Here is a 12,759-nt window from a genome sequence, read left to right as displayed (position 1 = left end):
ATGCTCTCACGCGTGCAGCGGCAGCTCGACGGTGACCGCCGTCGGCCCGCCTTCGGGACTTCTGACATCCATCCGCCCATCGACCGTACGTACGCGTTGAAGAAGCCCCGTGAGACCGCTGCCCGCGTCGGCGTCCGCACCACCGCACCCGTCGTCACCGACCTGCAGAAGGAGCCGCCCGTCCAGCTGGGCCACCGTGATGGCGGCCCGCCGGGCTCCGCTGTGCTTGATGACGTTCGCGAGCAGCTCGGCCGCGCAGAAGTACGCGATGGTCTCGATGGCCGGGGTCGGCCGCTCCGGTATCTCCGTCACCAGGTCGACGGGGATGCTGCTGCGTGCGGTGAGCGTGGTGAGCGCGTCCGGCAGCCCGTCGTCCAGGACCGGGGGATGGATGCCGCGGGCCAGGTCCCGCAGCTCGGTGAGGGCCTCGGTGGCGTGATGGTGTGCCCCGTCGACGAGTTGACGCAGACGGGCGACATCCAGGGGCACGACGCCTCGGCCGCCGTCCTGGCCCTCGCCGGCGGCCTCGCTCTCGCCGAGCCGCTGCCTGATCATGTCGAGGCTCATCGCCACCGCGACGAGGCGGACCTGCGCCCCGTCGTGGAGATCGCGCTCGACGCGGCGGAGCAGCGCCACCGAGTCGTCCACGGCGAGCGCCCGCGTCTCCTCCAAGTCGCGTACCCGATCGGCCAGTTGCCCCGGCCCGAGCAGCGCGCCGATCAGCCACTGATCCGCCTCGGTCACCAGACGGGTCACCCAGGGCGCGCACAGCAGAATCCCCGCACCGACGGCGACCGCGAGGAACGTGCCGCCGAAGGTGTCCGCGTCCGGGCCGCCGAAGAAGAACGGAGTGAGCACCGGCATGCCCTCGGGAGAGCCGGGCTCGGGACGTTGCCCGAAGAGCACCCACCGCAGCGGCGCCGTGAGATTGATCAGCCCCGCGAGCCACCACAGGACGGCGTACGCCCCCAGGCAGCCGACCGGTAGCTTCGCCAGGACATAGGCAGCCGACCGCCAGCCCACCCCGTCCGACAGCCGCGCGTCGAGTCGATTGACCCACCGCCCCTGCGGACGCAGCGGCGGCGGTGCCGGCGTCCGGTCCCCGAGAAACAGGGCCGCAAGGCGACGATGCGCCCCGCCCAGCGCACGGGCCAGTTGCAGCCCCGTGATGAACAGAAGCGCCCCCAGCACGGCGAACAGCACCGACACGGTGAAGCCCGCGCCGAGGGCCAGCACCACCGCGAGGAGCACGCCGCTTACGAGAGCCAACGGAAGCCCGACCAGGCAGTACGCCACCTCGGCCCACGCCCGCCGGGTGAGCGGGGCGCGCCCCACGGCTCGCACGAGGGCGCGCGCCCTTCGCGCGCCCGTTGGTGTCCCGGGGCGCTCCGGCGCACCGGAGGTGGTGGAGCCGCCGACCCGCGGCCGGACCGTCGACCCGCTCCGCTCGGTGAGACCTCGCGTCTCCGTCATCACAACTCCTGCTGCAGACCTGGTACGGCCGGACAACCTCACGTTAGGCCCCCGCCGCGGGCCGCCGGAACGCGGATTTCCTCCGTCTGGCCTGGGGGTTTTCCCCCAGGCGCCGAGGCGCGGACCTGACACTTGGGTCGACGCCCATCTCCTGCCTGTCCCCGACCCGTCGCTCGACGCGATGTCGGGCATCTCGCCGGAGGTACCGCGGCGCGGTGACCATCGGCGTCTGATACTTCGAGAAGAAAGCGACAACGATGCAGATTCGTCCCACGACCGATGAGGACCTGGACGTCTTCGTCGACACGGTCCACGCGGCATTCGGGCAGTTCCCGGAAACCCCGGTCGCGGGTGGCGGCCGCTGGTGGTCGGCGCTCGAAATGGACCGCGGTCTCCTGGCCCTGACAGCCGACGGGCGGCCCGTGGGCACCGCGGCCGCGTACTCCTTCGACCTCACCCTGCCCGGTCAGATCACCGCCCCGGTCGCCGGAGTGAGCGCGGTCGGCGTCCTGCCCTCACACCGGCGACGCGGCGTGCTCAGCGCGATGATGCGGCGACAGCTCACCGACGTGCGGGCCCGGGGCGAGTTCCTCTCGGTGCTCCTCGCTTCCGAGGCGCCGATCTACGGCAGGTTCGGTTACGGCCCGGCGACCTACACCGCCCGGCTGACGGTGCCGCGTCACCAAGCCGCCCTCGCGGCTCCCCGGGCGCGTGCGACGTCCGACGCACCGGTGTCCCCTACGAGCAGCGGGTCGGTCGAGGTGCTGCGGCGCGCCGAGTGCGGCGAGATCCTCGAAGAGGTCTACGACCGGTACCGCCGCGCCCAGCCCGGCGCGCTGTCCCGGCCGCACCGCTGGTGGGCCCTGGGAGCGGGACAGCCGCCGGTCTCGCCCGCGCCGCGCTACGTCGCCGTCCACCGGGACGCCGACGGCACGGCCGACGGATACGCCAGCTACTCCGTCGGCGAACCCAACACCCTCACGGTCGACGAGACCATAGCCGCCGACGACGCGGTCTTCACCGCCCTGGCCCGGTTCGTGTCCGGCCATGACCTGGTCTCGCAGGTCGTGTTCCGGCACGTCCCACCCGAGCACCCGCTGCGCTGGCAACTGGTCGACTTCCGGGCAGGAACGGTCGGCGACCACACGGACTGGCTGTGGGTGCGCCTCCTGGATGTCCCGCGTGCCCTGATGGCGCGCGGCTGGTTCACCGACGGTGAGCTGGTCCTCGACGTCGACGACCCGTTCCTCGGTGAGCACGGCCGCTATCTGCTGACGGTCCGCGAGGGCAAAGCCACCTGCGTCCCCACGGACCGCCGGCCCGACCTGTCCCTGGACGTACGTGACTTGAGTTCGCTCTACCTGGGTGGCACCGCCCCGAGCACGCTTGTGCGCGCGGGACACATCCGGGCTCACCACCCGGACGCCACCGCCCTCGCGGACACACTTTTTCGCACGGAGCGGGCGCCGCACTGCCTGCACTGGTTCTGACGTAAGGTCTGCGCGTCACAGACCCAAGGGACCCAAGGGACCCAAGCTGACCGGCCACCACATCTGGGTGAGCCGGCGGCGCGTCAGGCGCAGTGTTCGGCCTTCTCCTGCTCCGTCATGGGGCGGGTGTGCTGCGTCTTGGTGCTCGGCGCGTCCGGCTTCGGGCCGGTCGCGTCGAAGGGTGCGTACCAGATGTAGTGGCCGTGGAACTTGTCCTCGAAGTGCAGCTCGTAGGTGCCCTTGACGCGCTGCATCTGCGACTCGCGCGTGACCCAGCCGACCTCGCCGGGGCGGACGTCGACGTTGGTCGTGGCGGTCTCGGTGTGCGAGCTCTCCCAGGTGTGCCCGTACGAGGTCTCGATGCTCACCTTGAACACCTCGGCGAAGCCGTACTCCGCGCTGAGCGAGACTCCGACGCTGTTGGACTCGCCGGTCGTGTCCGCCCAGGAGATGCTGGAACGCTGCAGGTCGGGCGTGCAGTTGTAGGCGCTGTCACCCACTTGGTGCGCCTCGCCCATCGAATCGGTGCCGGGGCCTTCGGGGTGGAAGACGCACGAGTCGGTGCCGTTGTCGCACTTGTCGAGCAGTTCACGGATGGTGGGGGGTTCCTCGTCGGCCTGTGCGGCGGGCGCGAGGGCGAGGCCGCCTGAGGTGGTCATCGCCGCCAGCAGGACGGTCAGACGGGTACGGGTGATCATGTGTGATCTCCAGTGGGGGGAAGGTGACGCCGGTGGGGGGAAACGCGCACGCGAGCGCGGCAGGGATCTAGCTGAAGCCGATCGACTGGGTGCGGTCGTTCATCATCTGGCCGACGTCCGAGGTGTTCTCGTCGAACGGTCCGTCACGGTCACCGCCGAGGTTGGGCTCGGGGTAGAGCCAGATCGCGCAGTTGCCCCAGGGCTGCACGGAGGAGATGCGGTTCTTCCAGTCGTCGCCGAGGTCGTACTGCCAGTTGACCCAGCCGTCCTTCTCGCACAGCGAGGGACCGCTGATGGTGAGCGAGTCACCCGAGAAGCCGGGATCGCTGAAGAACGTTCCCTGGATGACGTCCCCGGCCTGCGCGCGGAACGAGGACGAGTTGACGGCGGCCCGTGGGGTGGCCGGTGCGTCCGTGACGCTGCCGTCGCCGGCTCGGACCATGGCCTCGGCGAACGTGCCGTAGCAGGCCTGCTGTCCGGTGGTCGCGTCGAGGACGCAGTGTCGTGCCGTCGGTTCGTCCGCTCCGGTCGGTTCGTCGGCGCCTGCCGACTGGGTCGAGACGGTGCAGACCAGGCCGGTGGTGACCGCGAGCGCGGCCCCCGACAAGCGGTTGGGGCGTGTGTTCCGTATCGCCATAGGGATACCTCCGTATCTGGCGTGGGCACATCACCATCCTGTGTAGTGGCTCCGGCCCCACGTCCGTGGCTGGAATCTCGAATTCCTGTGCCCGTAGGGGAGGTTGAGGCGACTCGGGCACCGTGGGAGCGGGCTTCGGGCACGACGAAGGGACAAACGGTCAGAAGCGGAGACCGTCCACAGCGGCCCTCAGTCCTCAACCCTCAGCCCTCAGCAGCCCTCAGCCCTCAGCACTGCGCGAAGACGTACCCCTTCGCTCCCCTGGGGCTGACATCACGGTCGCGCAGGGTGATGGACAGACGAGAGCCCCAGGGGTCACAGGCGTTGCGGTAGTCCTCGCGCGTGTACTCCACGGCGAAGACCTTGTCGGCGTAGGCGTCGGCGAAGTCGCCGCACTCCTTGTACGCCGCGCACTCCTCGACCACGGCGAAGTCGAAACCGATTCGACGGCGCTCGGGGAGGAGGTCGGTGGTGTTCTTCTGGGCGATGGCCAGGCCGCGGCTGTGCGCCCGCTCGGCGAGCAGCTCGGCGAAGGCGGCGGCGTGCTCGGTCGTGAGGAGATCGTCGGAACGCTCGTAGGAGTCGAGGTTGTCGGGCTCCACGGCGTCGTACCCCGACGTGGCGCAACCGTCGATCCACGGCCCGACGATGTCCATCAGCTCCCGGCGCTTGCCGGGCGTCGAGATGTCCAGGAGCGGCTCATCCCAGTCCTCGTCGACCACCAAGGAGCCTTCGTCGTCCTTCAGGAGCAGGGCGGGGTGGTTCTTCTTCCACCAGGTGATGGCCTTGCCCGGCTGGGTCTGGAAGGCGTTGACGTAGCACACGTTGTAGAGGCCGTCGGCCGGTTCGGCGGAGCGGTCGCGGGACACCGCCTCTACGGCGTCGCCGGGCGAATAGGCGCCGCCGAGCTGGTAGTCGAAGACGGCGTCGGCCTCCGGTGCGCGTACGGCGTCCGACCGGTCCGTGGCCGGGGTGTCATTGCCGCCGTCGTCGGTGGTGCAGGCGGCAGCGGCAAGGAGGAGGGTGGCTGCGCAGGCGGCCAGCCGGGCAGTACGCGAGCGCAACAGGTGGTACGGGCGGTGCATCGGAGACTTTCGTTCGGTCGATGGCCGGCGAAGGGCTCCGCCGGCCCATGTCGTGCTCGCCGACCACACCAAGACCGGCAGGGCGACGTTCGCCAGGATCTGCCTGACGGGCGGCGTGCACACGCTCGTGACCGGCGTCGGAGCGGCCGGGGGTGAGCTGGACGCCATCGCCGCCGTCGGTGTGCGCTCACCGTCGCGTGAGCACCCCCGGTCGAGAGAGTGTCAGTGCGCGATCGAGTCGATCAGCTCGCGCGCACCCTGGCGCAGCAGCGTGACCGCCACGGACGTGCCGAGCGTCGCCGGGTCGAGCGGCCCGGCCCATTCGTGGGCGTTGAGGACAGTCTTGCCGTCCGGGGTGAAGACCCGGGCGCGCAGCGAGAGGTCGCCGCCCCGCTCGCAGCGCGCGTACCCGGCGATGGGGGAGTTGCAGTGCCCCTGCAGTACGTGCAGGAACATGCGCTCGGCGGTGGCTTCCCGCCAGGCCTCCGGGTCGCCGAGGCCCGACACGGCGTCGATGGTCCGCGTGTCCTTCTCGCGGCACTGCAGCGCCAGGATGCCCGCGCCGATCGGCGGGCACATCGTCTCCACCGACAGAACCTCGGTGACCACGTCCATACGGTCGATGCGCTCAAGGCCCGAGACTGCGAGCAGCAGCGCGTCCGCGTCTCCGGCGGCCAGCTTCTCCATCCGGCGGCCGGCGTTCCCGCGCATCGGGACACACTCCAACTCCGGGTGCGATGCGGCCAGTTGAGCGATACGGCGCACCGACGACGTGCCGATGCGGGTTCCCGCGGGCAGTTCGTCCAGGGTGAGCCCGCCGGGGTGGATGAGCGCGTCACGGATGTCGTCGCGCTTGAGGAACGCGGCGAAGGTGGTGCCCGCCGGAAGCGGCCGGTCCGCCGGTACGTCCTTGACGCAGTGCACTGCCAGGTCCGCCTCGCCGGCGAGCAGCGCCGCGTCGACCTCCTTGGTGAACGCGCCCTTGCCGCCGAGCTTCGCGAGGTCCCCCATCCAGCGGTCCCCGGAGGTCGTGACCGGCACGACCTCCGTGCGGATCCCGGGGTGCAGCGCGGCGAGTTCGGCGCGTACGCGCTCCACCTGGGCCAGCGCCATGGGGGAGGAACGGGAGACGATGCGGATCAGCTCAGGAGCGGACATGCGCACCACGATAGGCGCTTCCCACGCCAGTCTGCTAAAGGGCTCCGCAACCCATCTGCGGGCCGGTAGGCCAGGGCGGCCCTGGCGTGCGCGCCGCCCTCAGCCCTCATAGCGTGAGAAGCAGCCGGTCACCGTCCTGCCCCTGCGCGGGTCCCGGCGTCCGTCACCCGGGAGGTTCCATGTCAGCCGCCGCCGCACACCAGCGGTCCCCGATCGTTCTCGAACGCATGGCCCCCACCCATCTGGCCGACGTACTGGCCCTGGGACGTGAGCTGTACGACACCTCGGTGAAGCCGTACACCTCCTGGTCGCTCTCGGCGATCGCCCGGCATCTGGACGCCGACGCCTCCTCCTGCTGGGTGGCGCTCGACGGTGACGATCTCGCCGGGTTCGTCCTCGGCTCGATGGGGTTCGACCAGCGCGCGGACTGGGGGAACCTGGAGTGGATCGCCAGCGCCCCCGCCCATCAGGGCAAGGGTGTCGCGAGCCATCTGGTGCAGGCCTGCTGCGCGACGCTGACCGCCGCCGGGGCCTCCGCCGTGGTGACCGACGTCGAGTCGCGCAACACCGCCTCCGCCACGCTGATGCGACGCAACGGCTTCAAGGAGAGCGTGACCGTCACCCTCTTCGTGCGCGAGGCACCGGACGCGGCGGTCTGACGGACACCTCCGCCGCTACCCCGCGCAGTCCTTGCCCGGCTCCAACGGCGGTGCCTCGACGCCCAGATGGGACTTGCAGCGTGGTGTGTTCCCCGCGTCCTCGTGCCAGGAGGAAGGGCGCGGCCGGATGAAGACCGCCGCCGCTGCCGCCGCGAGGACGAACAGGCCCGCGCAGCCCACGGCCGCCTTGCCGAACGCCGAGTTCAGCGCGTCGGGGTCCGCGTACGCCGTGCCGGATAGGCCCACCGCCAGCGGCAGCGCGGCGACGACCAGCATCTGGGCCACCCGCGCCGCGGTGTTGTTGACGCCGCTCGCCAGACCCGCGCGCCCGGCGTCGACCGAGGCGAGGACCGTGGCGGTCAGCGGAGCCACGAACAGGCTCATCCCCAGGCCGAGGACCACGACCGCGGGAAGGACTTCGGTGACGTACGCGGCCCCGGGCTCGATCCGCAGCATCAGGAGCGCCCCGGCGGCCGCGATCGACGGCCCCGCGACCAGCGGCAAGGTGGGCCCGACCCGTCGCGCCAGATCGCCCGCGGCGGCCGAGAGCAGCAGCATCAGGACCGTGATCGGCAGCGTCGCCGTGCCCGCCTGCAGCGCGTCGTAGCCCAGCGTCGTCTGCAACTGCACCGGCAGTATGAACAAGAGCCCGCCGATGGCCGCGTACAGGCACAGCGTCATGACGTTGGCCGCGCTGAACAGACGGGAGCGGAAGAGGGAGAGCGGCAGCATCGGGTTGCGGCGGCGGTGCTCGACCACGACGAAGGCGACACCGGCGGCGAGCCCGCCGAGCCCCGGCAGGAGCGCCGCCGCCTTCGACGCGTCTCCCGCGGCGCCGATCAGCGCGAAGCTGATGCCCGCGAGGAACAGCGCCGCCAGGCACGCCCCCGTCACGTCGAACGGTTTCTCGGCGGCGCCTTCGGCCCGGCTCTCCGGGACATGGCGGACCGCGAAGAGGACGAGTGCCGCCAGCGGCACATTGATCAGGAAGATCCACCGCCAGCCGGGCCCGTCGATCAGCCAGCCGCCCAGGAACGGCCCGACCGCGCCCGCAACGCCGCCGAGCCCCGACCAGGCGCCCACCGCGCGTGCCTGGTCCTTCGGCCGGAACGACGTCCGCACCAGGGCGAGCGACCCCGGCGTGAGGAGCGCGCCGCCGATGCCCTGCAACGCCCGTGCCGCGATGAGCATCCCCGCGTTCTGCGCGAGCCCGCACAGGGCCGAGGCGACGGCGAACCACACGACGCCGATGACCAGGGTGCGCCGCCGCCCGATCCGGTCGCCGAGCGCCCCGCCGAGCAGCAGCAGTGCGGAGAGCGTGAGCATGTAGGCGTTGACGACCCACTGCAGGGACGCGAGCGAGGTGTCCAGATCCCGGCCGAGGGTGGGCAGGGCGACGTTCACCACCGTGCCGTCCAGCATCGCCATCCCTGAGGCGAGGACGGCGCAGGTGAGCACCCAGCGGCCCCGTGCCGAGGCCAGCGCGACGCCTCCGTCGGCGTCTTCCGTCGCTGAAGCCTCGGATGCGGTTGCCATCGCCCTCCGTCCGTTCTACCTGTGCACGTCCGTCCTACATGTGCACCCCGCTGCCGCCCGCGTCCGAGTGGACCGGAGCGCCCCTGCGGTACAGCACGACCGTAACGAGGAGCCCGACCGCGAAGAAGACCGCCGACCATGTGTACGCGGTCGAGTAACTCTCCATCGCGGACCGGGCCTTCACCTGTGGCGTCGGATCCTTGCCCACGAGGTAGTTGGCCGCGGCGCTCGTGGCCAGGGAGTTGAGCAGGGCCGTGCCGATCGAACCGCCCACCTGCTGGCTGGTGTTGACCATCGCCGACGCCACTCCGGCGTCATGCGCGGCGACCCCGGCGGTGGCCATGCTCATCGCCGGTGCGAAGACCAGGCCGAGTCCGAGACCGGCGACGAGCAGCGGCGGCAGCACGTGGGCCGCGTACCCGCTGTGCACGTCGAGTGCGGTGAGCCAGGCCATCGCGGCGGCCGCAAGGCCCATGCCGAGCGGCACGATCGGCTTCGCGCCGAACCGCGGCACGAGCACGTTGGTCGTGACGACCGAGATCACCACCATCACGGCGACCATCGGCAGGAACGCGAGCCCTGTCTTGACCGGCGTGTAGCCGAGGATCTGCTGCAGGTAGTACGTCAGGAACAGGAAGACGCCGAACATGCCCGCGCCGGAGATGAACATCGCGAGGAACGAAGCCCCGCGGTCCCGGTCGAGCACCACTCGCAGCGGGAGCAGCGGATGCGCGGCCCGCGTCTGCCACCAGGCGAAGGCCGCCACGAGCACGGCACCGACCACCAGGAAGCCCCATGTGTCCACGTCGCTCCAGGCGTGCGTCTCGGCGTTGGAGAAGCCGTAGACGATGCAGAAGAGTCCCGCGGAGACCAGCAGGGTGCCGGGGACGTCCAGCTTCGGCCGGTCTGCGGGCCTGCCGCCGTGCAGCAGCCGGGTGCCGCCCAGCATGGCGAACACCGCGAAGATCAGGTTCACGTACAGGCACCAGCGCCAGTCCAGGTACTCGGTCAGGACGCCGCCGAGGAGCAGTCCGACCGCGCCGCCCGCGCCCGCGATGGCGCCGTAGATGCCGAACGCCTTGGCGCGTTCCTTGGGGTCGGTGAACGTCGTGGTGAGCAGGGACAGCGCGGCGGGCGCCAGGAGCGCGCCGAACACGCCCTGAAGGGCGCGGGCCACCACCAGCATGGTGAAACTGGACGCCGCGCCGCCGAGGGCCGAAGCGAGCGCGAAGCCGCCGAGTCCGGCGAGGAAGACGGCCTTGCGGCCCACCAGGTCGGCGATGCGTCCGCCGAGGAGCAGCAGGCTGCCGAAGGCGAGCGCGTACGCGGTGACGATCCACTGGCGGTTGCCGTCGCTGAACCCGAGGTCCTGCTGGGCCGAGGGCAGCGCGATGTTTACGATCGTCGCGTCGAGGACCACCATGAGCTGGGCGATGCCGACGATGCCGAGGATGAGCCAGCGGTGCTCGTGGCTTCCGCCGCTGGGATGTGGGGGAGCGGAGGCGCTTGATCCTGCGGTCTGCCCCGCTTGGAAGGGCTCGGGCGCGGGCGAGCGGTCCATCGGTGCCTCCAGACGTCCCCGCCTCTCAAGACATCCCCGTCACACCGTAGACGCGCTGCTCAGAGCCCGCGACCGGGGCGTTGCGCGGCTCCGGTCGCGGAGCCGTCGAGCAGTGAGGAGGGGGGTCAGCTCTGCGGCTGGCTGATGTTGACCATCCAGGGGATGCCGAAGCGGTCCGTGCACATGCCGAACACGTCGCCCCACATCTGCTTCTCCATCGGCACGGCGACCGAGCCGCCGGCGGACAACTTCTCCCAGTAGCCGCGCAGCTCGGCCTCGTCGTCTCCGCTGAGGCTCACGGAGAAGTTGTTGCCCGGGGTGTAATCCATGCCCGGCGGGGTGTCGGCGCCCATCAGGGTGAAGCCGTTCGGTGCCTCCAGCATGCCGTGCATGATCTTGTCGGCGGACGGGGTGTCCTGCTGGCCGGCTTCGCCGAAGGTGTTGAGGGCCAGCTCGCCGCCGAAGACCTCCTTGTAGAACTCCAGGGCCTGGCGGGCGTCGCCGCCGAAGCTCAGATACGGGTTGAGTCGCGAGACCATGAAAACCTCCCGGAACGGGGTGGAACGGTCAGTAGCGCGGAGACTAGCGCGGGACACTGACATCGGCCCGGCGAGCGGCCGGGCGTGCGGGGACGCGACGGGCATGCGGGACGTCGTCCCTTGATGGACGGAAAGTCCGCTGCATGTAGCGTGCAGCCATTTGTCGCGCTCGGTTATTCAATCTTCATCAAATCCGGTCCGGCATCCGGACGGACCTCTTGTGTGCGGACTGTATGCGAAATACGTTCTGCCGTATTCCTTGATCGTCCACGATCAGCCCGGAACCACCCTGGCGGAGGTACCTACCCGTGCGCCGAAAAACGGTTGCCCTCGCGGCAGTTGCCCTGGTGATGTCCCTGACGGCGGGCTGCGGCTCCCTGCAGTCCTCGGCCACCGAGGTCGGCGGTGAGCGCATGACCGACGACCGTCCCGTGCGGGACGGCGGCACCCTCACCGTCGCCCTCAACGCCGACCCGGACAAGCTCGACCCGACCCTCGCGCAGACCCTCGTGGGCCGCACCGTCTTCGCCGGGATGTGCGAGAAGCTCTACGACATCGACGAGCACGGGACCGTGATCCCGCAGCTGGCGAGGGCCCTGCCCAAGACGTCGAAGGACGGCCGCACCGTCACCTTCGGCCTGCGCAAGGGCTTGCGGTTCAGTGACGGCACCAAGCTCGACGCGGATGCCGCCGTCACCTCACTGCTGCGCCACCGCGACCTGGCGGGCTCCGCGCGCGCCACCGAACTCGCCCCGCTCGCCGGGGCGAAGGCGACAGGACCGTACACCGTGAAGCTCACGCTGAAGCAGGCCTACGTCCCGCTCACGGCCGTCCTCGCGGACCGCTCCGGCATGGTGATGTCGCCGACCGCGCTCAAGAGGTACGGCAAGAACTTCACCAACCACCCCTCCTGCGTCGGCCCGTTCAAGTACGTGGAGCGCGTCGGCGGCGACCGCATCGTGCTCGCCAAGGACCCGAACTACTACGCGGCCGACAAGGTCCACCTCGACAAGGTGATCTACAAGCCGATACCCGACGGCAACGTACGCCTGGCCAACCTCCGCTCCGGAGACATCCAGGTGGGCGACCAGATGACACCCGTCGACGTACGCAGCGCGCTCACCGAGCCCGACCTCCAGCTGTTCAACTCCCCCTCGCTCGGATATCAGGGCATCGGCTTCAACGTCGGCAACGTCAAGGGCCTGGGCGAGAAGCCGGGGCGCGTCGACACACCCCTCGCGCGTGAGCCACGGGTCCGTGAGGCCTTCGAGCTCGCCATCGACCGTGACCTCATCAACCAGGTCGTCTTCCAGGGCATGTACGAGCCCGCCTGCGGGCCCGTCTCGCCCGAATCCGCCATCGCGCCGGGCGTCAAGGCGTCCGAATGCCCCCGGCGGGACGTCGCGAAGGCCAAGCGGCTCCTGAGGGAAGCCAGGGTGAAGACTCCGTTGCGCATCGAACTGAAGGTGTCCACGACGCCCGAATCCAGCCGCATCGGGCAGGTCGTACAGGCCATGACCAAGGAGGCGGGCTTCGCGGTCACGCTGCGCCCCACCGAGTACGCCACGATGCTCGAAGAGACCGACTCCGGGCACTACGACGCCTTCACCAGCGGCTGGTCGGGGCGGCTCGACCCGGACGGCAACATCGCCAGCTTCCTCCAGACACGCGGCGCGATGAACGCCTACGGGCTCTCCGACCCGGACATCGACCGGCTGGTCGAGCGCGGCCGCGCCGAGGCCAACCCGGAGGGACGCACCAAAATCTACGGGGAGTTGACCCGCCGCGCCCAGGAGCGACGCGGGCTCATCTACCTCTACCGCCAGAAGAACTACATCGTCGCCGGCAAGGACGTCGCGGGCGTACGCGTCTACGGAGACGGCCTGGTCCGCGTCTCGACTGCGGGGTACACCCGATGAGCCC

Annotated in this window: 11 protein-coding genes; 3 read left to right on the top strand and 8 right to left on the bottom strand. The window is 70.5% G+C overall.

What is annotated here, in order from left to right:
• Positions 1 to 6: 6 nt before the first annotated feature.
• Positions 7 to 1,473, bottom strand: coding sequence for a sensor histidine kinase (locus ACZ5U5_RS03620; RefSeq protein WP_469015721.1), 1,467 nt, complete (start codon positions 1,471 to 1,473; stop codon positions 7 to 9).
• A gap of 257 nt (positions 1,474 to 1,730) precedes the next feature.
• Between ACZ5U5_RS03620 and ACZ5U5_RS03615 the strand changes: the two genes are divergently transcribed.
• Positions 1,731 to 2,963: a GNAT family N-acetyltransferase gene (locus tag ACZ5U5_RS03615; protein ID WP_469015718.1), complete on the top strand. Its 1,233-nt coding sequence runs from the start codon at positions 1,731 to 1,733 to the stop codon at positions 2,961 to 2,963.
• A gap of 83 nt (positions 2,964 to 3,046) precedes the next feature.
• Here the strand turns inward: ACZ5U5_RS03615 and ACZ5U5_RS03610 are convergent, their stop codons facing one another.
• The 4 genes from ACZ5U5_RS03610 to hemC all read right to left on the bottom strand — a co-directional run bounded on the left by ACZ5U5_RS03610 (position 3,047) and on the right by hemC (position 6,541).
• Positions 3,047 to 3,661 carry a hypothetical protein gene (locus ACZ5U5_RS03610; protein WP_469015715.1) on the bottom strand — a complete coding sequence of 205 codons (615 nt, stop codon included), beginning with the start codon at positions 3,659 to 3,661 and terminating at the stop codon, positions 3,047 to 3,049.
• A gap of 67 nt (positions 3,662 to 3,728) precedes the next feature.
• Positions 3,729 to 4,298 carry a hypothetical protein gene (locus ACZ5U5_RS03605; RefSeq protein ID WP_469015713.1) on the bottom strand — a complete coding sequence of 190 codons (570 nt, stop codon included), beginning with the start codon at positions 4,296 to 4,298 and terminating at the stop codon, positions 3,729 to 3,731.
• Positions 4,299 to 4,525: 227 nt separating this feature from the next.
• Positions 4,526 to 5,383 carry an endo alpha-1,4 polygalactosaminidase gene (locus ACZ5U5_RS03600; RefSeq protein WP_469015710.1) on the bottom strand — a complete coding sequence of 286 codons (858 nt, stop codon included), beginning with the start codon at positions 5,381 to 5,383 and terminating at the stop codon, positions 4,526 to 4,528.
• Between the two features lie 222 nt (positions 5,384 to 5,605).
• Positions 5,606 to 6,541 carry a hydroxymethylbilane synthase gene (gene hemC / locus ACZ5U5_RS03595; protein ID WP_469015708.1) on the bottom strand — a complete coding sequence of 312 codons (936 nt, stop codon included), beginning with the start codon at positions 6,539 to 6,541 and terminating at the stop codon, positions 5,606 to 5,608.
• Between the two features lie 179 nt (positions 6,542 to 6,720).
• Here hemC and ACZ5U5_RS03590 point away from each other — a divergent pair, with 179 nt between their 5' ends.
• Positions 6,721 to 7,200 (top strand): GNAT family N-acetyltransferase, encoded by a 480-nt coding sequence (locus ACZ5U5_RS03590; protein WP_469015706.1) that lies wholly within the window; start codon positions 6,721 to 6,723, stop codon positions 7,198 to 7,200.
• 15 nt (positions 7,201 to 7,215) lie between these two features.
• Here ACZ5U5_RS03590 and ACZ5U5_RS03585 read toward each other — a convergent pair whose 3' ends face one another.
• The 3 genes from ACZ5U5_RS03585 to ACZ5U5_RS03575 form a co-directional block, all read right to left on the bottom strand.
• The gene (locus ACZ5U5_RS03585; protein WP_469015703.1) at positions 7,216 to 8,736 is read right to left on the bottom strand and encodes an MFS transporter; all 1,521 of its coding nucleotides are present in this window, start codon (positions 8,734 to 8,736) and stop codon (positions 7,216 to 7,218) included.
• Positions 8,737 to 8,770: 34 nt separating this feature from the next.
• The gene (locus ACZ5U5_RS03580) at positions 8,771 to 10,297 is read right to left on the bottom strand and encodes an MFS transporter (RefSeq protein ID WP_469015700.1); all 1,527 of its coding nucleotides are present in this window, start codon (positions 10,295 to 10,297) and stop codon (positions 8,771 to 8,773) included.
• Positions 10,298 to 10,422: 125 nt separating this feature from the next.
• On the bottom strand, positions 10,423 to 10,836 hold the full coding sequence (locus ACZ5U5_RS03575; RefSeq protein WP_469015698.1) for a VOC family protein: 414 nt from the start codon (positions 10,834 to 10,836) through the stop codon (positions 10,423 to 10,425).
• 308 nt (positions 10,837 to 11,144) lie between these two features.
• Between ACZ5U5_RS03575 and ACZ5U5_RS03570 the strand changes: the two genes are divergently transcribed.
• Positions 11,145 to 12,755 carry an ABC transporter substrate-binding protein gene (locus ACZ5U5_RS03570; protein WP_469015696.1) on the top strand — a complete coding sequence of 537 codons (1,611 nt, stop codon included), beginning with the start codon at positions 11,145 to 11,147 and terminating at the stop codon, positions 12,753 to 12,755.
• Positions 12,756 to 12,759: the final 4 nt, after the last annotated feature.

The organism is Streptomyces sp. NPDC033177, from assembly GCF_055577715.1.
Note: the sequence above shows the minus strand (reverse complement) of the source record. Positions and strands in the feature narration are given on the sequence as shown.